This is a genomic window from Streptomyces sp. NPDC001732, assembly GCF_053596315.1.
The window spans coordinates 77375-94294 of record NZ_JBSFFY010000001.1 but is presented as its reverse complement, the minus strand read 5'-3'; the positions used below and the strand labels follow the sequence as shown (position 1 = coordinate 94294).

At 71.8% G+C, this 16920-nt stretch carries 12 protein-coding genes and 1 pseudogene; 7 read left to right on the top strand and 6 right to left on the bottom strand.

Going from position 1 to position 16920, the window contains the following annotated elements; translation table 11 throughout:
• Positions 1-62: 62 nt before the first annotated feature.
• Complete coding sequence (locus ACWCXX_RS00350) at positions 63-935, bottom strand: alpha/beta fold hydrolase (protein WP_451122671.1); 873 nt, start codon at positions 933-935, stop codon at positions 63-65.
• Positions 936-1138: 203 nt separating this feature from the next.
• Between ACWCXX_RS00350 and ACWCXX_RS00345 the strand changes: the two genes are divergently transcribed.
• On the top strand, positions 1139-1978 hold the full coding sequence (locus tag ACWCXX_RS00345) for an MOSC domain-containing protein (protein ID WP_451122670.1): 840 nt from the start codon (positions 1139-1141) through the stop codon (positions 1976-1978).
• 12 nt (positions 1979-1990) lie between these two features.
• Here ACWCXX_RS00345 and ACWCXX_RS00340 read toward each other — a convergent pair.
• Positions 1991-2794, bottom strand: a pseudogene (locus ACWCXX_RS00340) (helix-turn-helix domain-containing protein).
• Positions 2795-2817: 23 nt separating this feature from the next.
• Positions 2818-3750, bottom strand: coding sequence for a hypothetical protein (locus ACWCXX_RS00335; protein WP_451122668.1), 933 nt, complete (start codon positions 3748-3750; stop codon positions 2818-2820).
• A gap of 212 nt (positions 3751-3962) precedes the next feature.
• On the opposite strand from ACWCXX_RS00335, the gene ACWCXX_RS00330 reads away from it, so the two are divergent.
• Entirely contained in the window at positions 3963-4379 is a 417-nt protein-coding gene (locus ACWCXX_RS00330; protein WP_451122666.1) for a hypothetical protein, read from the top strand.
• 68 nt (positions 4380-4447) lie between these two features.
• Here ACWCXX_RS00330 and ACWCXX_RS00325 read toward each other — a convergent pair whose 3' ends face one another.
• Positions 4448-5425, bottom strand: a complete 978-nt coding sequence (locus ACWCXX_RS00325; RefSeq protein WP_451122664.1) for an ArsR/SmtB family transcription factor — start codon at positions 5423-5425, stop codon at positions 4448-4450.
• Positions 5426-5500: 75 nt separating this feature from the next.
• Between ACWCXX_RS00325 and ACWCXX_RS00320 the strand changes: the two genes are divergently transcribed.
• On the top strand, positions 5501-6724 hold the full coding sequence (locus ACWCXX_RS00320) for an MFS transporter (RefSeq protein WP_451122662.1): 1224 nt from the start codon (positions 5501-5503) through the stop codon (positions 6722-6724).
• Here ACWCXX_RS00320 and ACWCXX_RS00315 read toward each other — a convergent pair.
• Both ACWCXX_RS00315 and ACWCXX_RS00310 read right to left on the bottom strand, forming a co-directional pair.
• Positions 6693-7169 carry a GNAT family N-acetyltransferase gene (locus ACWCXX_RS00315; protein WP_451122660.1) on the bottom strand — a complete coding sequence of 159 codons (477 nt, stop codon included), beginning with the start codon at positions 7167-7169 and terminating at the stop codon, positions 6693-6695. The two genes, ACWCXX_RS00320 and ACWCXX_RS00315, sit on opposite strands and share 32 nt — an antisense overlap.
• A 109-nt stretch (positions 7170-7278) precedes the next feature.
• Positions 7279-7929 carry a mycothiol-dependent nitroreductase Rv2466c family protein gene (locus ACWCXX_RS00310; protein WP_451122658.1) on the bottom strand — a complete coding sequence of 217 codons (651 nt, stop codon included), beginning with the start codon at positions 7927-7929 and terminating at the stop codon, positions 7279-7281.
• A 132-nt stretch (positions 7930-8061) separates the two neighbouring features.
• Here ACWCXX_RS00310 and pepN point away from each other — a divergent pair, with 132 nt between their 5' ends.
• The 4 genes from pepN to ACWCXX_RS00290 all read left to right on the top strand — a co-directional run bounded on the left by pepN (position 8062) and on the right by ACWCXX_RS00290 (position 16775).
• Complete coding sequence (gene pepN, locus ACWCXX_RS00305) at positions 8062-10686, top strand: aminopeptidase N (RefSeq protein ID WP_451122656.1); 2625 nt, start codon at positions 8062-8064, stop codon at positions 10684-10686.
• Between the two features lie 227 nt (positions 10687-10913).
• Entirely contained in the window at positions 10914-11999 is a 1086-nt protein-coding gene (locus ACWCXX_RS00300; RefSeq protein WP_451122654.1) for a hypothetical protein, read from the top strand.
• Positions 12000-12246: 247 nt separating this feature from the next.
• Complete coding sequence (locus ACWCXX_RS00295; protein ID WP_451122652.1) at positions 12247-15555, top strand: S8 family serine peptidase; 3309 nt, start codon at positions 12247-12249, stop codon at positions 15553-15555.
• Positions 15556-15746: 191 nt separating this feature from the next.
• Positions 15747-16775 carry an aspartate-semialdehyde dehydrogenase gene (locus ACWCXX_RS00290; RefSeq protein WP_451122650.1) on the top strand — a complete coding sequence of 343 codons (1029 nt, stop codon included), beginning with the start codon at positions 15747-15749 and terminating at the stop codon, positions 16773-16775.
• The last annotated feature ends 145 nt before the right edge of the window (positions 16776-16920 follow it).

Here is a 16920-nt window from a genome sequence, read left to right as displayed (position 1 = left end):
GATGGAGGAAGGACCCCCGCCCGGACGTGACGGGCGGGGGTCCTTCTGTCGCATTCGCGGGCTCAGGGGGTCGGGGTGTGGGCCAGCAGGGTGCTCAGCACCTGCTCGGCATGGGTCCAGAGCACCGACCCACCGGCCCCCGGCACCAGGTGCCGGACCGCGCCCGGGATGCGCGAGGCCAGTCGGACCCCCTGGTCGGGCGAGTGGCCGGTGTCCTTCTCCCCGTACCAGAGGTCGACGGGCACGGCGATGTCCGACAGCCCGATTCCCCAGTGCCCCATGGCCAGGACGGTGTCCCGGGCGTAGCCGTCCGCGCCCTGCGCGAAGGCCTCGTCGAGGGCGCGCCGGTAGGCGGCGGCGAACTCGGGCTGCCGGTACACGGCGAGGTCGCACTCGGGGCTGTGGGACATGACCATGTCCCACATGCCCTGCGCGGTGAACCCGGCGAAGATCCGCTCGGCGGCGGCCGGGTCGGACACGGCCAGATCGACGAGGTGCCGCAGTTCGTCCGGGAGCGCGTCGGCGAAGCACGGTGCGGCGACCTCGTCCGCGCCGGAGACCACCGCGAGCGCGCCGACCGCTCCGGCGGCGGCGCATGCCAGCGCGAAGGGCGCCCCCTGCGAGTTGCCGACCATCGGGGGCCGGGACGGGCCGCGCAGGGCGGCGAACGCGCGGATGTCGTCGGCGAAGTCGCCGAACGTACGGCCCGGCGCGGGCGAGGAGGCCCCCAGACCGGGCCGGTCGACGGAGATCAGCCGCACCCCGAGCCGGTCCGCCACCCCCGCGCCGAATCCGAGGTGCCTGCTGGTGGCCGCGCCGGGCGACAACAACACCGGCACCCCGCCCTCCGGCCCCCACTCGGCCCAGCCCAGCACCCGCCCTCCCGGCAGCCGTTCCGTACCGACACGAACCGGGTCACTCACGTACGAACTCATGCGCCCGATCATGGCCGTCCCCACCCGGCCTGGCGAACGCTTTCTCGCACGCCCGCCCCTTCGGGCCCCCTCGGCGACCCGGTCCACCGGGCTTCCCCGCTCCCACGCCGTCCCCCGTGGGAACTCACCTCGTGCGAGGCGGATGCGATGATGGGCGCCATGGATCCCGCCCCCGCCGACTCCGCCGTCCCGGAGAGTGTCTCGTGACCATCACCGTCCACCGGCTCGCCCACTACCCGGTCAAGGGCTGCGCCGGGACCGCGGTCGACTCCGCGCAGGTTCTCGGGACCGGCCTCGTGCACGACCGCACGTTCATGGTGGTGGACGCGGCGGACGGTGCGTTCCGCAGTCAGCGCACGCACCCCGCCATGGCCGCGGTCCGGGTCGAGGTCCTGGACGGCGGCGCTGGGTTGAGCCTGGCCGCCGAGGGCGTCGAGCCGTTGCGGCTGGACGTCGCCCCGGACGGACCGCGCCGCGAGGTCAGCATGTTCGGCCGGCCCCTCGGCGCGGCCGTCGACCAGGGGGACGCTGTCGCGGAGTGGTTCTCCGACGCGCTCGGCGCGAAGTCCCGCCTGGTACGGGTGGCGCCCGGCTTCGACCGGGACGGCTGGGGCGAGACCCCCGGCAAGGTCAACTTCGCGGACGCGCACGCCGTGCTGGTCGCCTCGACGGCCTCGCTGGACGGCCTCAACGCCCGCATCACCGCCCGGGGCGACGCCACCCCCGTCCCGATGGACCGCTTCCGCCCCAACATCGTCCTGACCGGCGACGACGAACCCCACTTCGAGGACCGGGTGCGCCGGATGCTCCTCGGCACGGTGGAACTCGCCCACTCGGTACGGGCGACCCGGTGCGCCGTCCCCATGGTCGACCAGGCCACCGGCCACCGCGCGGGCCCGGAACCGATCCGCACCCTGTCGACGTACCGGCGCGAACCGGAGTACGGCAACAAGGTCAGCTTCGGCGCGAAGAACGCGGTGGTGTGCGAGGGCGTCGTGAGCGTCGGGGACACGGTCGAGGTGACGGAGTGGCTCAGCGCCTGAAGGCCCCGGCCTTCACCCCGTCGACGACACACTCTTGCTCGGCGTGAGGGCCGCCGACCGGAGTGCGCCAAACGCGTGCACGTGGCCGGCCATGACATCGGAGTCTTCCAGGACGGCGCAGCTGGAAACCGCATCGTGAACAACGACTTCCGGGGACGTCTCGCTCGTGTGGGAGAAGCCGACGAATGCCGGCGAGGCTCTGGCAGCGGCCCACTCGCTGACGGGAAGCACCTGGATGGTCGCGTTCGGCTGCTTGGCCATCTTGATGAGATGCCCCAACTACGCCCGGTGAACGGCGAGATCGGGCATCGGGCCCGTGATCACGGGCTCCCGGACGACTGCCGCGAACCGTCGGCCGTTCTCCTCGGAGATCCGGCGCCGCTCCTGGCGCACCTTGACGACCGGATCGGCCGCCGGCTCCTCGACGACATCGGGGCCGGCATCGGTCGGGGCTCGCGGGTACTCAGGGGTCTGGAGCGGCGCCGGGACGAGCAGGGGGCGCCAGGTGCGGATGTACGTAGCGTCGGACTCCAGCAACAGGAAGTCGCCCAAGATTTCACGCACGGGACCACCGGCGTCGAAGTCGAGCCACCAGCCACGCCTGTTGCTGTCCCGGGCCGGCTGCTCCAGCAGCTTGCGCTCCGCCGCGTCCTCGACCTCGTACAGGTCGAGGAGCACGCGCACATCACCCACGCGCGCACTGACCGCCCCTGACTCGATCCGGCTGATCCTCGCCGTGGAGCACGCCACCGCCTCGGCGGCATGTTCCTGGTCCAGAAGCGCGTTCAAGCGCAGGCGCCTCAGCGCCGCACCCAACCGGCGACTGCTTCGAACGTCACTCAGGGGGTGTACGGCTGCGGTCCTCGCGAATCCGGGACGATGGATTCCGCGATGTTGGTCATCACGGACCAGATGATCGCCTTCTGGCAGTTGCTCAGGTCCTTGCCCTCGATGTACAGGGTGTTGTCCCCGCCGACCCGGTAGTTCTCCCGGCGGCCGTCCGCCTTGAGCTTGAGGCCCTCCATGCGGCGCCGCAGGTGGGGAATGGTGATGGCTACGTTGTCGGCGTCCACCGTCAGGCGGGTGACCTCGTCCCACGGGATCTCGTCGGCGGCGCCCTTGACGTACAGGTACGTGCCGCCGAGCTCGAAGTGGCCGTACTGCACCTTGCCGCCCTCGGTGGCGAGTTCGCGCAGGTCGTGCCGTACGCGCGCCTCGACGACGCGGTCGATGACGTCGCCGAACATCGGCGTCAGGTTGCCCGGTGAACGCAGGAACGTGCGCAGGAGGCCCGCGCCGGTGTCGATCAGGAAGTAGTTGCCGGACAGTTGACGGGCACCCTGGCCGGTCGCCGTCCACAGGCGCGCGACGATCTTGTCCGAGATGGGCCGGGAGGACCCGCCCACGTACGTGACCTCGCGGGAGAGGACGACGTCGTTGAAGTCCTCCCAGCGGTGCGCCCACCGCACCTTGCGCCGGCCCCGGTAGACGATTCCGTCCTCGTGCAGGATCAGCCAGGAGGCGAAGGAGTGCGTCAGCTCGTACACACCCCAGACGAACAGCAGGAGACAGATGACGTCGAATATGAGGTGCCCGACGCCGGTCCCGGCGTCGGGCATGCCGCCGAACAGCATGAAGGCGGTCGGCGGAATGACGGTGAGGCCCAGCTTGCCCATCGTCGGCCGTTCCCGATAACGCGCGAGGACGGACCCCAGCTCGGCCGGATCGGCCTTGCGTCTCCGCCCGTCGTTCCCGTTGCCCCGATCCGCCATGGCCCCCATCCCATTCTTCCGTCGTATAAGGCTGATTCCAGGGCGAGTTCGGCGTTCTGCCCGCCTCCTTCGCCACACGGCTCCGATGCCGCGGGCCGCAGCCTAGTGCTGTGGCCCGCCCCGGCGCCCGCACCCTCGACCGGGCTCACCCAAGAGTCGACCAATCGCCCGCCGTGTGATCGGAATTCGACCAATCGACGAACGACTGTCGCATGGGCAGCTCCAGCGCCGGCCGTTCCGCGCTGCACATGTACAACAACGTCTTCTACTGCACCGACAAGAAGCTCGACATCACGCTCCCCGCCCAGAGCACCGTCGAGAACAACATCTGGGTGGGCACCGCCGATTCCCGGCTGCCCACCGGCTCCGGCAAGCAGTGGCTGTGGAACGTCTTCCAGGGCGTGCCGCGGCCGACCGCCAACGGCATCGTCGGCGACCCGGGCTTCGTGACCCCGGGCACCGGTGGCAACACGATCGGCTCCGTCGGCGGCTACAAGCTGCGCGCCACCTCCCCCGCCCTGGACAACGGCTCCGTGATCAGTGGCAACGGAGGCCGCGACTACTGGGCGAATCCCGTGTCCACGACCACGAAACCGCACCGCGGCGCGTACAACGGCCCCGGCGTGTAATCCGTATCGGTACCGCCTGACAACGCCCCACTGGCATGGCGGCCACGGCGATAGGGCGCGGGCACCCCTCAGCCGTCCCGCTGGGCCTCCACCAGTACGTCGCCCGCGGCCGTGCGGAAGTACAGGACCGAGCGCCCGGCGCGGCGGCGGCCCACCAGGCCCGCGTCCAGGAGGAGCTTGAGGTGGCGGCCGACCGAGCCCAGGCCCTGGCCGGTCAGGGCCACCAGCTGGGTGGTGCTCTTCGGGTCGGCGAGGAGGACGAGGACGGCTGCTCGCGCGGGGCCGAGGAGGCGGGACAGGCTGTCCGGCACCCGGGACCGGTCCGTGTCGGCCAGGGTGCCGGAGCAGGGGTAGACGACCGCGTACCGCCGGGCGTCGTCGTCCCAGGAGACCCAGCCCGAACGCTGGGTGACCGGGACGAACAGCAGCCGCACACCGGTCAGTTGCTTCGGCGGGTAGTCGTGCGCGTTGATCCGGAGCCGGCTGTCGCCCAGCCACCGCATCCCCGGGCGCAGGCCGCTCAGGGCGGCGGCCCAGCCGCCCCGGCTCAGCTCCCCGGTCCGCGCGACGACGTCCGCCTCGATGATCCGGCGGCGGCGCGGCCAGTCGGGCAGCACGGTGCGGTGCCAGACCCAGCGCAGGACGTCGGCGGCGCGTTGTGCCAGGTCGTCGCGGTCCAGCAGCGCCGGGAGGGGGCCGCCGCCGAGCGACACCGACAGGTCGGCCCGTGCCCGCTCCGGCGTGGTCGCCAGGACGGGGGCCAGCTCCTCCTCGAAGGACGGCGTGCCCTCGCCCGTCGGCGTGGGCGTGATGAAGTCCGCGTTCCAGCTGCCGCCGAGCGCCGCCGTCACCAGCAGCGCGGACACCGGGTCGGCGGCCCGCCTGGCCCGGTGGGCGGGCAGATGGGCGTCGAGCCAGGCGCGTTCCCCCGGATGGTCGGGGCGGCCCCGCTCCAGGGCGTTCAGGGCGGAAACGGTCTCGGCGAGCGGCGAGACGACGAACCGGCTCCCGGCCAGCGTGTCCGTGTTGATCCGCCACAGGCCCACGACGTCACGCCTCCATGTTTCGCCTCCGCGCGAAACAGTAACGGTCGCCGCGCGCCCCCTCTGAGACTCCCCCGCATGCACACCTACCGGGAACTCTTCCGTACGCCGCAGTTCCGGCCGTTCTTCGCGACCAGTGCCGTGCAGGTGGCGGCGTCGACGATGAGCGGGCTGGCCCTCGGCACCCTGGTCTACGCCGCGACCGAATCGCCGCTGCTCGCCGCCCTGTCCATGTTCGGCTCCTCGCTCGCCCAGATGATCGGCGCGGCCCTGCTGATGTCGGCGGCGGACCGGCTGCCGCCGCGGGCCGCGACAACCGGCCTGGCGCTCGTCTTCGCCCTGGCCACCGCCGTCCTCGCCGTCCCCGGGCTGCCGCTTCCGGTGGCCTTCGCGATCATCCTGGCCGAGGGGGTGGTCGCCGCGGTGGGCGGCGGCGTGCGGTACGGGCTGCTGAACGAGGTGCTGCCCAAGGACGGTTATCTGCTGGGGCGTTCGGTGCTGAACATGTGCTCCGGCCTGACCCAGATCGGCGGGTACGCGCTCGGCGGGCTCCTGGTGACGGCGCTGTCCGCGCGCGGCACACTGCTGGTCGCCGCCGCCCTGTACCTGACCGCGGCGGCCGTCGCCCGGTTCGGGCTGGCCCGTCGGCCGCCGCGCGCCCCGGGCCGGCCGTCACCCGCCGAGACCTGGCGGATCAACGCCGTGCTGTGGTCCTCGGGCCCGCGCCGCCGGACCTATCTCGCGCTCTGGGTGCCGAACGGGCTGGTCGTCGGCTGCGAGTCGCTGTTCGTCCCGTACGCCCCCGGGCACGCCGGGCTCCTCTTCGCCTTCGCCGCGCTGGGGATGCTCGTCGGGGACGTGGTGACGGGCCGGTTCGTCACGCGCGCCCGGCGGGGACGGTCGGCCACGCCGTTGCAGCTGCTCCTGGCCGCCCCGTACCTGTTCTTCGCCGCGCATCCGGCGCTCCCCGTGGCGTTCGCCCTGGCGATGGTCGCCTCGGTCGGCTTCTCGGCGAGCCTGCTGCTCCAGGAACGGCTGATGGCCCTGACGCCGGACGGGATCACCGGGCAGGCGCTGGGGCTGCACTCCTCCGGGATGCTCACCCTGCAGGGCGTCGCGGCGGCGCTGGCCGGCACCCTCGCCCAGTGGACCTCCCCGGCCGCGGCGATGACGGTGATGGCGGGCGCCTCCCTCGCGGTCACCCTGGCCCTGGCCGCGGCGGAGCGCCGGTCCGCCGGGCGGACCGGCGCGGAGCCCGGCGGGAAGGGGGTCATCGGCCGGCCGGAGGCCGGCTCGCCGTGAGGTCGTACTCCAGCAGCGGCAGCACGCGCCCGGGGATCGAGCCGGACGGGGTCACCCCGACCCGTACCGCGCCCATCGCGAGGTAGAACGGCTCCGCGTTCGGGTCGGCGTCGATGGTGAGGCGTACGAAGCCGAGGCCACGGGCCTCCGCCGCGGTCTGCTCGAAGAGGAGTCGGCCGATGCCCCGGCCCAGCGCGTCCGGGGCGACGAACATCATGCCGAGGGCGCCCTGCGGCGGGGCGCCCTCCAGGGTGGTGAAGCCGAGGATCCGCCCGTCCTCCTCCGCGACCCGCGTCCGCAGCCGCTCGATGTCGGCGGGGCGCAGGGTGAGTTCCTCGCGGCAGGCGGCGAGAAACTCCTCGTCGTAACCCCAGTGGCCCTTCGACGCCAGGGCCAGTTCGCTCAGCTCCCCGGCCTCGGAGCCGCGTGCCGGTCGTACGTCCATGTCCGTCCGTTCCCCCTCGCTCGGCCTCTTCACCACACCATCGCACCGCCGCACCGTCACGGCCCGCCCCGCCCCTGCCGGGGCCGGAGCGGGCCCTGCGCGGCACCGGTCAGTCGAAGACCGGGCCCTGGGTCCGGGTCCGCTTGATCTCGTAGAAGCCGGGGATGGACGCCACCAGCAGCGTGCCGTCCCACAGCTTCGCCGCCTCCTCGCCCTTCGGGGCGGGGGTGACGACCGGGCCGAAGAAGGCGATCTGCTCGCCGTCCGCGCCCGGTACGGCGATGACCGGGGTGCCGACGTCCTGGCCGACCTTGTCGATGCCCTCCTTGTGGGAGGCGCGCAGCTCGGCGTCGTACACGTCCGAGTCCGCGAAGTCCGCCAGCTCGGCGGGCAGTCCGACGTCCTGGAGCGCGCCCAGGACCGCCTCGCGGGTGGGGCCCTCGCCCCGGTTGTGGAAGCGGGTGCCGAGCGCGGTGTAGAGGGGGCCGACGACCTCGTCGCCGTGCTTCTGCCGGGCGGCGACGACGACGCGGACCGGGCCCCAGGCCTTCTCCAGCAGGTCGCGGTACTCCTCGGGCAGTTCGTCGATCTTGTCCTCGTTGAGCACGGCGAGGCTCATCACGTGCCAGCGGACCTCGACGTCACGGACCTTCTCCACCTCCAGCATCCAGCGGGAGGTCATCCAGGCCCAGGGACAGACCGGGTCGAACCAGAAGTCGACAGGGGTCTTTCCGGTCGTCGCCGCGCTGTTGTCAGACATGTTTCTCCTCGTAAGAGCGTGCACACCTGTGTGCGAGAACACCCTCGGACGCACCGGCCATTCCCGCATGCCGGGCCGAGTGGCGGCATGGGAGGATCAAAGTATTCGAACGTGACACAAAGGAGTGTGCCCGTGCCCGGTGAGAACCTGTCCCGCGAGGAGGCCCGCGAGCGGGCCGAGCTGCTGAGCGTCGACGGCTACGAGGTCGACCTCGATCTGCGCTCCGCCCTCGGGGGACCCGACGGGGACGACGGGGCCACCGCCGGTCCGCGGACCTTCCGCTCGGTGACGACGATCCGGTTCCGCAACGCGCGCGCGGGAGCGTCGACCTTCGCGGACCTGGTGGCGCCGGGCGTGAACACGGTGACGCTGAACGGGCGCCCGCTCGACCCCGCCACCGTCTTCGACGGCACGCGGGTGGCGCTGGAGGACCTGCCGGAGGGCGAGAACGTCCTGGTGGTCGACGCGCAGTGCGCGTACAGCCGGACCGGCGAGGGCATGCACCGGTTCGTCGACCCGGAGGACGGCGAGGTCTACCTCTACACGCAGTACGAACCGGCCGACGCGCGGCGCGTCTTCGCGAACTTCGAGCAGCCCGACCTGAAGGCCCCCTTCCGCTTCACCGTGACGGCCCCCGAGGACTGGACGGTCCGGAGCAACGGCGCGGAGGAGTCGCGGGAGGGCGGGGTCTGGCGGTTCGCCGAGACCAAGCCGATCTCCACGTACATCACGGCGGTCGTCGCCGGTCCGTACCACTGCGTCACGGACTCCTACCGCCGGACGTTCGACGACGGCACGACGCTGGAGATCCCGCTCGGCGCGATGTGCCGCAAGGGGCTCGCCCGGCACTTCGACGCGGACGACGTCTTCCTGATCACCAAGCAGGGCCTGGACTTCTTCCACGACAACTTCGACTACCCGTACCCGTTCGGGAAGTACGACCAGGCGTTCGTGCCCGAGTACAACCTCGGCGCGATGGAGAACCCCGGCTGCGTCACGTTCCGCGAGGAGTACATCTTCCGCGGCAAGGTGACGCAGGCGGCGTACGAGGGCCGGGCCAACGTCATCCTGCACGAGATGGCGCACATGTGGTTCGGCGACCTCGTCACCATGCAGTGGTGGGACGACCTGTGGCTGAAGGAGTCCTTCGCCGACTTCATGGGCGCGTTCTCCATGGTGGAGTCGACCCGCTTCGAGAACGGCTGGATCACCTTCGCCAACAACCGCAAGTCCTGGGCGTACCGCGCCGACCAGCTGCCGTCCACGCACCCGATCACGGCCGACATCCGTGACCTGGAGGACGCCAAGCTCAACTTCGACGGCATCACGTACGCCAAGGGCGCCTCGGTGCTGAAGCAGCTGGTGGCGTACGTGGGGCGGGAGGCGTTCCTGGAGGGCGCCCGGCGCTACTTCAAGAAGCACGCCTACGGCAACACGCGGCTGGGCGATCTGCTGTCCGTGCTGGGCGAGACGTCCGGGCGGGACATGACCGCCTGGTCGCGGTCGTGGCTGGAGACCGCGGGCGTCAACTCGCTGACCCCGGTGGCGACGTACGACTCGGCGGACCGGATCACGGAGCTCGCGGTGCTCCAGGAGGCTGCCGAGTCCCACCCGGAGCTTCGGCCGCACCGGGTCGCGGTCGGCCTGTACCGGCGCGCCGCCGACGGCGACCTGGTGCGGTACGCCCGCGCCGAGGTGGACGTGGCCGGTGCGCGCACGGTGGTCGAGGAGCTGGCGGGGGCGGAGCGGCCCGAGCTGATCCTGGTCAACGACGACGACCTCACGTACTGCAAGGTCCGCTTCGACGAGGTGTCCCTGGCCACGCTGCGGGCCCACCTGGGCGACATGACCGACCCCCTGGCGCGGGCGCTGTGCTGGTCCGCGCTGTGGAACATGACCCGGGACGGGCTGATGCCGGGCCGGGACTTCGTCGCCCTCGTGCTGGCCTTCGCCGGCCGGGAGACCGACATCGGCGTCCTGCAGATGCTGCACGCCTGGACCCGGACCGCGCTGGTGAGCTACGTGGCGCCGGGGTGGCGCGAGGAGGGCGGCCGGGCGCTGGCCGAGGGCGCGCTGCGGGAGCTGCGGCTGGCCGAGCCGGGCAGCGAGCACCAGCTGGCGTGGACGCGGTTCTTCGCGACGGTCGCCGACTCGGACGCGGACTTCCAGCTGCTGTCGGGGCTGCTCGACGGTTCGGCCCGGATCGACGGGCTCGACGTCGACCAGGAGCTGCGGTGGGCGCTCCTGTCCCCGCTGGCCGCGCACGGGGTGGCGGACGAGTCGGTGATCGACGCCGAACTGGCCCGTGACGACACGGCGTCCGGCAAGCGGCACCAGGTGCGGTGCCTGGCGGCGCGGCCCTCCGCCGCGGTCAAGGCGCAGGCGTGGGCGGGCGTCGTGGAGTCGGAGGCGCTGTCCAACGCGCTGGTGGAGGCGACGATCGCGGGCTTCGAGCAGTCCTCGCAGCGGGAGCTGCTGGCGCCGTACGCGGAGAAGTACTTCGCCGCGATCGAGCGGGTGTGGGCCGAGCGGTCGATCCAGATCGGGATGGCCGTGGTGCGGGGTCTGTTCCCGGCCCTCCAGGACGACCCGGCCACGCTGGCGGCGACGGACGCCTGGCTGACCGCCCACGCGGACGCGGCACCGGCGCTGCGCAGGCTGGTGCTGGAGTCCCGGGACGACCTGGCGCGGGCGTTGCGGGCGCAGGAGTGCGACGCGGGCGCGGCGGTCGCTGCCGGTACCGGCAGCGGCGTCTGACGGACGCGGGACCGGGGCGGGGCCGGGCCGGGTGCCCGGCCCGGCCCCGCCCCGGTCCCGGTGTCGCCCCGCCCTTGCCCTGGCCCCGGTCCCGGCCCGCCCCGGTGGCGGCCCGGACGGGCCCTTCGGTCGGCGAACGCGCGTACTTCAGGACGGCGTTGTCCCGAATGGTCGACGGCCGTGTAACAGGGGTTAATGCCGCGGCGGGCTGCGGCATACCCCGGAACATGACCCGGAACACCCAGCACACCCCGCCCTCTCCCTGCCGCCCCCGCACCACCGGTGACGTCCGCCGAGGCGTGCTGTCCGAGGCGCAGTTGAGGGCGCGCGGGGTCTCCCCCGCCCAGGCCGCCGCGCAGTGCGGGGCCGACGGGCCGTGGCAGCGGACCCTGCCCGGCGTGTACGTCCTGCACCGACAGCCGCTCACCGACGAGGAACGGCTGCGCGCCGCCCTGCTGTACGCCGGACGACCACCGGCTCCCGGCCGCCGGGGCGGGCCGGGCCGGCCGGGCCCCGGCGCGGACCCGGAGTCCGGGTACGGCGAGGCGATGGTCACCGGGTTCGCCGCGCTCACCCTGCACGGGTTCGCGGTCACGCCGCCGCCCGGGGAGTGGACCGGGATCGACGTGCTGGTGACGCGCACCCGGCGCCCGCGCCCGGTCCGGTACGTGCGCCCGGTGCGTTCCGCGGACCCGCCCCTGCCCGAGCGGGTGCGCGGTCTGCCCGTCGCCCCCGTGGAGCGGGCGCTCGCGGACGCGGTCGCCGGGCTCCGGGACCTGTCGGCCGTACCCCGTCTGCTCACCGGGGCGGTCCACGGCGGGCACTGCGAACCGGGCGCCGTGGTGAGCGAGTTGAGCCGTGCCCGGCTGCTCGGCCGCCCCGCCGTGGCGCAGGCCGTGGATTCGCTCCTCGCCGAGGGCCGAACCATGGCCGAAAGTCGGCTGTACGAGCTGGTGCGCGCCCATGATCTGCCGGACCCCCTGTGGAACGTGTACCTCCGGCTGCCCGGCGGTCCGCACCTCGGGGCCGTGGACGCCTACTGGCCCGAGCAGGCGGTCGCCGTGGAGCTCGCCACCAGGGCCCCGCGGCACAGCAGGCTGGACGACGAGCGGCGCCAGGCGGAGCACGAGGCCCAGTGGACCGCGTACGCAGCCAGGCGGGAACACCTGGAGCGGCTCGGCATCACCGTCGTCCACCTCACGCCGGAGAAGCTCCGTGACGCGGGGGAGCAGCAGGCGGCCGTGGTGCGTACGGCGCTGATGGCGGCGGCCGACCGGGAGCCTGCGGCATACGTGATGATCCTGCCCCGCTGAGACGGAGCGGGGCGGAACCGCGCGGCACCGCGCGGCACCGGGCGGGACGGGGCCGTGCATGGCGAGAACACGACTCACGAACGCCTCTTATTCACCACTTCGTCCCTGATGGCACATCAGCACCAGTGGCGGGATTCTGCCATGTCCACATCTCCTCCCCCTCAACTCTCCACAAACCCCTGCCATTTACGAAAGGGTGAGCGGTCATCCGGTACCGAATTCCGGACTCTCTCTTTCCTATGCAGGGATGCTGATGACCACCGAGTCCCCCAGTTACATACCCGGGGCGAGACGCGCGGCCCGAGTGGCGGCCGCAGCCGGCCTGGTGGCCGCGCTGGCCGCCACCGGCGTCACCCCCGTCTTCGCCGCCAATGCCCCTGACCCCGCCCCCGTCAAGGCCGCCGAAGGCGCCACCGCCGACAAGCTCGGCACGGCGGACGCCGACGTTCTGGCCAAGGCCAAGGCCAAGGGTCAGAAGAACGTCACGATGATGGTCGCCACCGCTCCCGGGGCGACCGAGCAGGTCACCAAGCAGCTGGACGCCGTCAAGGGGTCCGTGCTGGGACGTGCCTACGACAAGCTCGGCTACGTGCGGGCCACCGTGCCCACCGCGTCCGCCGATGCGGCCATCCGGGCGGCGGCCAAGCTGTCTTCCGTCCACGGCATCGATCTCAAGCAGGAGATCAAGCTGGACGACCCGACGCCCGCCGCCGACCGCGCGGCCGGTGTCAGGACCCGGGTCAAGGCGTCCGGTTCCTACCCGGCGCCCGGCAAGAAGACCCCGGCGAAGAACCCGTACAACCCGTCCTTCGAGACGGGCGCGGTCGACTTCGTCGAGCAGCACCCGAAGGCCGACGGCCGCGGGGTGACCATCGGCGTCCTCGACTCGGGCGTCGACGTCGGCCACCCGGCGCTGCAGAAGACCACCACGGGCGAGCGCAAGATCGTCGACTGGGTGACCGCCACCGACCCGGTGAGCGACGGCGACGGCACCTGGCTGCGGATGACGGACGCCGTGTCCGGCCCGGTGTTCACCTACAAGGGCCGCACGTACAAGGCCCCCGGGGGCGACTACCGGATCAAGCTGTTCGCCGAGGCCGCCACCAGGGGCGGCGACATGGCGGGCGACCTGAACCGCGACGGCGACACCACCGATGTCTGGGCCGTGCTCTACGACCCGGTCACCGGCACCACCCGCGTGGACCTGAACAACAACGCGGACTTCTCCGACGACACCGCCCTGAAGCCGTACAAGGAGAAGCACCAGGTCTCCTACTTCGGCAAGGACGACCCGCGGACCGAGGTCGCCGAGCGCATCCCGTTCGTCGTCGAGACGCGCCAGGACGTCGTCTACAACGCCGCCGGTGACACCTCCGACTACGTCAACATCGGGGTCATCGAGAGCGAGCACGGCACCCACGTCGCGGGCATCACCGCCGCGAACGGTCTGTTCGGCGGCAAGATGAACGGTGCCGCGCCCGGCGCGAAGATCGTCTCCTCGCGTGCCTGCACCTGGTCCGGCGGCTGCACCAACATCGCGCTCACCGAGGGCATGATCGACCTCGTCGTGAACCGCGGTGTCGATGTCGTCAACATGTCGATCGGTGGCCTGCCGCCGCTCAACGACGGCAACAACGCCCGCTCGGAGCTGTACAAGCGGCTCATCGACATCTACGGCGTCCAGCTGGTCATCTCGGCCGGCAACGACGGTCCGGGCGTCAACACCATCGGTGACCCCGGCCTCGCCGACCACGTCATCTCCGTCGGTGCGTCGATCTCCAAGGAGACGTGGGCCGCCAACTACGGCTCGAACGTCACCAAGAAGTACGCCATGCTGCCCTTCTCCTCGCGCGGTCCGCGTGAGGACGGCGGCTTCGCGCCGATCCTGACGGCCCCCGGCGCGTCCATCAACACCACCCAGACCTGGCTGCCCGGCGGCCCGGTCAAGGAGGCGGGCTACTCGCTTCCCGCGGGCTACTCCATGCTGCAGGGCACCTCGATGTCCTCGCCGCAGGCCGCGGGCGCGACCGCGCTGCTGCTGTCCGCCGCGAAGCAGAAGCACATCGAGCTTCCCCCGGCCGACCTGCGCACCGCGCTGACCAGCACCGCCACCCACATCAAGGGTGTGCCCGCGCACGCCCAGGGCGCCGGTCTGATCGACATCGTCGGCGCCTGGAAGCAGATCGAGAAGCAGGGCGCCCCGGCGCACGAGTACGCGGTGAAGGCCCCGGTCGACACCGCGATCGACTTCGCGCTGAAGACCCCCGGCTTCGGCACCGGTCTGTACGACCGCGAGGGCGGCCTGAAGGCCGGCCAGAAGAAGACGTACGACGTCACGATCACCCGCACCACGGGCCCGGACAAGGACGTCAGGCACAAGCTGTCGTGGAAGAACAACGACGGCACCTTCAAGCTGCTCGGCTCGAAGAGCGTCTCCCTGCCGCTGGGCAAGCCCGTCACCGTCAAGGTGCAGGCGAAGCCGGGCAGCGCGGGCGTGCACAGCGCGATCCTGAAGGTGGACGACAGCAGGACCGTCGGTGTGGACCAGCAGATCCTCACCACGGTGGTCGTCTCCACGGAGCTCGTGAAGCCCGCCTACACGTTCAAGGCGTCCGGATCGGTGCAGCGCAACAGCAGCGACTCGTACTTCGTGACCGTGCCGAAGGGCGCCAAGACCCTCGAGGTCGCGCTGGGCGCGCTGCGCTCGGGCAGCCAGACCCGCTTCATCTCGATCCACCCGTACGGGGTGCAGATGGAGGACAGCGCCACGATCTTCTGCTACCCGAACTACGAGAACCCGGCCAACACCTGCCGTCCGGACGTGCGCTCGTACAAGGACCCGCAGCCGGGCGTCTGGGAGATCGAGGTCGAGTCGCGGCGCACGTCGCCGCTGCTGGACAACCCGTACAAGCTGGACGTCTCGCTGCTCGGTGCGACCTTCGACCCGGCGGTGCAGACCATCGCCGAGGCGAAGATCGGCACGCCGGCCGCGGTGAACTGGAAGGTCACCAACCAGGCGGGCGACCTGGAGGGCAGCCTGAAGGGCGGCTCGCTGGGCTCGGCCAAGGTCGACAAGCCGTCGATCAGGACCGGTGACACCCAGGAGTACACGGTCACCATCGGTGAGGGCGTCGAGAAGCTGGACGTCGCCATCGGCGGCACCTCGGACACCAACGCCGACCTGGACCTGTACGTCTACCAGGGCGACGAGGAGGTCGGCGCCTCCACCACGGCCGGCTCCGACGAGGCGGTCAGCCTGGTGAAGCCCGCCGCGGGCACGTACACCGTCGTGATCGACGGCTACAGCGTCCCGGCCGGCACCACCACGTACGACTACCGCGACGTGTACTACTCGCCGTCGCTCGGCACGATCAAGGTCGACGAGTCGAAGGCCGTGAACCTGGCCAACGGCGCCTCGGCGCAGATCGACGCCGAGGTCTCGGTCGCCGGGGCCGCCCCCGAGGGCCGGCAGTTCTTCGGCGAGGTCCACCTGGTGAACAGCCGCGGCACCGCCGCGGGCACCGGCAGCGTCGTGATCGAGAAGGTCACGCCGTAACGGTCACCGTGTGATCCGTGCGACACGCACGGCAGTGGGGCGGGCGCTCATCGGGCTCCCGCCCCACTGCCGTGTCCGCCCGTCGGGCGGTTGCTGTCCGAACCCCGGACAATGGATTGGACAAGGAAGCCGTGGACATACGCATCATGGATGCGGCAACCGTGCCAGTTCGTACGTTCGAAGGAGTCCCTGTGAAGGTCGGAATCGTCGGCGCCACCGGTCAGGTCGGCACAGTCATGCGCAGGATCCTGGCCGAGCGCGAGTTCCCGGCCGACGAACTGCGGCTGTTCGCCTCCGCACGCTCCGCGGGCTCCACGATCGAGTGGCAGGGCCGGGAGATCACCGTCGAGGACGCCGCCACGGCCGACTACACCGGGCTGGACATCGTGCTGTTCTCGGCCGGTGGCGCGACCTCGAAGGCGCTCGCCGAGAAGGTCGCCTCGCAGGGCGCCGTGGTGATCGACAACTCCTCCGCCTGGCGCCGGGACCCCGAGGTTCCGCTGGTGGTCTCCGAGGTCAACCCGCACGCCGTCGCGAACCGGCCCAAGGGCATCATCGCCAACCCGAACTGCACCACGATGGCCGCCATGCCCGTGCTGCGCCCGCTGCACGACGAGGCCGGCCTCCGGACGCTGACCGTCGCCACCTACCAGGCGGTGTCCGGTTCCGGTCTGGCCGGCGTCGCCGAGCTGCACGGCCAGGTGTCCAAGGTCGTCGCCGACGCCGACCGGCTCACCCACGACGGCGAGGCCGTGGAGTTCCCCGAGCCGGGCGTCTACAAGCGTCCGATCGCCTTCAACGTGCTGCCGCTGGCCGGCTCGATCGTCGACGACGGCTCCTTCGAGACCGACGAGGAGCAGAAGCTCCGCAACGAGTCCCGCAAGATCCTGGAGATCCCGGAGCTGAAGGTGTCCGGCACCTGCGTCCGGGTGCCGGTCTTCTCCGGCCACTCCCTCCAGGTCAACGCCGGTTTCGACCGTCCGATCGGCGTGGCGCGCGCGTACGAGCTGCTGAAGGACGCCCCCGGCGTCGAGATCTCCGAGATCCCCACCCCGCTCCAGGCGGCCGGCAAGGACGCCTCGTTCGTCGGCCGGATCCGGGTCGACGAGACCCTGGAGAACGGCCTCGCCCTCTTCGTCTCCAACGACAACCTGCGCAAGGGCGCCGCGCTGAACGCGGTGCAGATCGCGGAGCTGGTCGCGGCGGAGCTGAAGGGCTGACGCCCGCGGGACCTGGAAACAGGGCGGCCGCCGCGCACCGGTGGCCGCCCTTTCGCATGCGCGCGCCCCCGCCGCCGGGACCCCCGCCGGGGCGGGTGACGTGGAAGGATGACCAGAAAACGTCACATACCAAGGAGATGACCGC

What these genes read in the sequence shown, in the direction of transcription:
- ACWCXX_RS00320 (WP_451122662.1), top strand. Translation starts at nt 5,501, where the DNA reads ATGCACACCTACCGGGAACTCTTCCGTACGCCGCAGTTCCGGCCGTTC.
- ACWCXX_RS00295 (WP_451122652.1), top strand. Translation starts at nt 12,247, where the DNA reads ATGCTGATGACCACCGAGTCCCCCAGTTACATACCCGGGGCGAGACGC.
- ACWCXX_RS00350 (WP_451122671.1), bottom strand. Translation starts at nt 935, where the DNA reads ATGAGTTCGTACGTGAGTGACCCGGTTCGTGTCGGTACGGAACGGCTG.
- ACWCXX_RS00330 (WP_451122666.1), top strand. Translation starts at nt 3,963, where the DNA reads ATGGGCAGCTCCAGCGCCGGCCGTTCCGCGCTGCACATGTACAACAAC.
- ACWCXX_RS00310 (WP_451122658.1), bottom strand. Translation starts at nt 7,929, where the DNA reads ATGTCTGACAACAGCGCGGCGACGACCGGAAAGACCCCTGTCGACTTC.
- ACWCXX_RS00315 (WP_451122660.1), bottom strand. Translation starts at nt 7,169, where the DNA reads ATGGACGTACGACCGGCACGCGGCTCCGAGGCCGGGGAGCTGAGCGAA.
- ACWCXX_RS00300 (WP_451122654.1), top strand. Translation starts at nt 10,914, where the DNA reads ATGACCCGGAACACCCAGCACACCCCGCCCTCTCCCTGCCGCCCCCGC.
- ACWCXX_RS00335 (WP_451122668.1), bottom strand. Translation starts at nt 3,750, where the DNA reads ATGGCGGATCGGGGCAACGGGAACGACGGGCGGAGACGCAAGGCCGAT.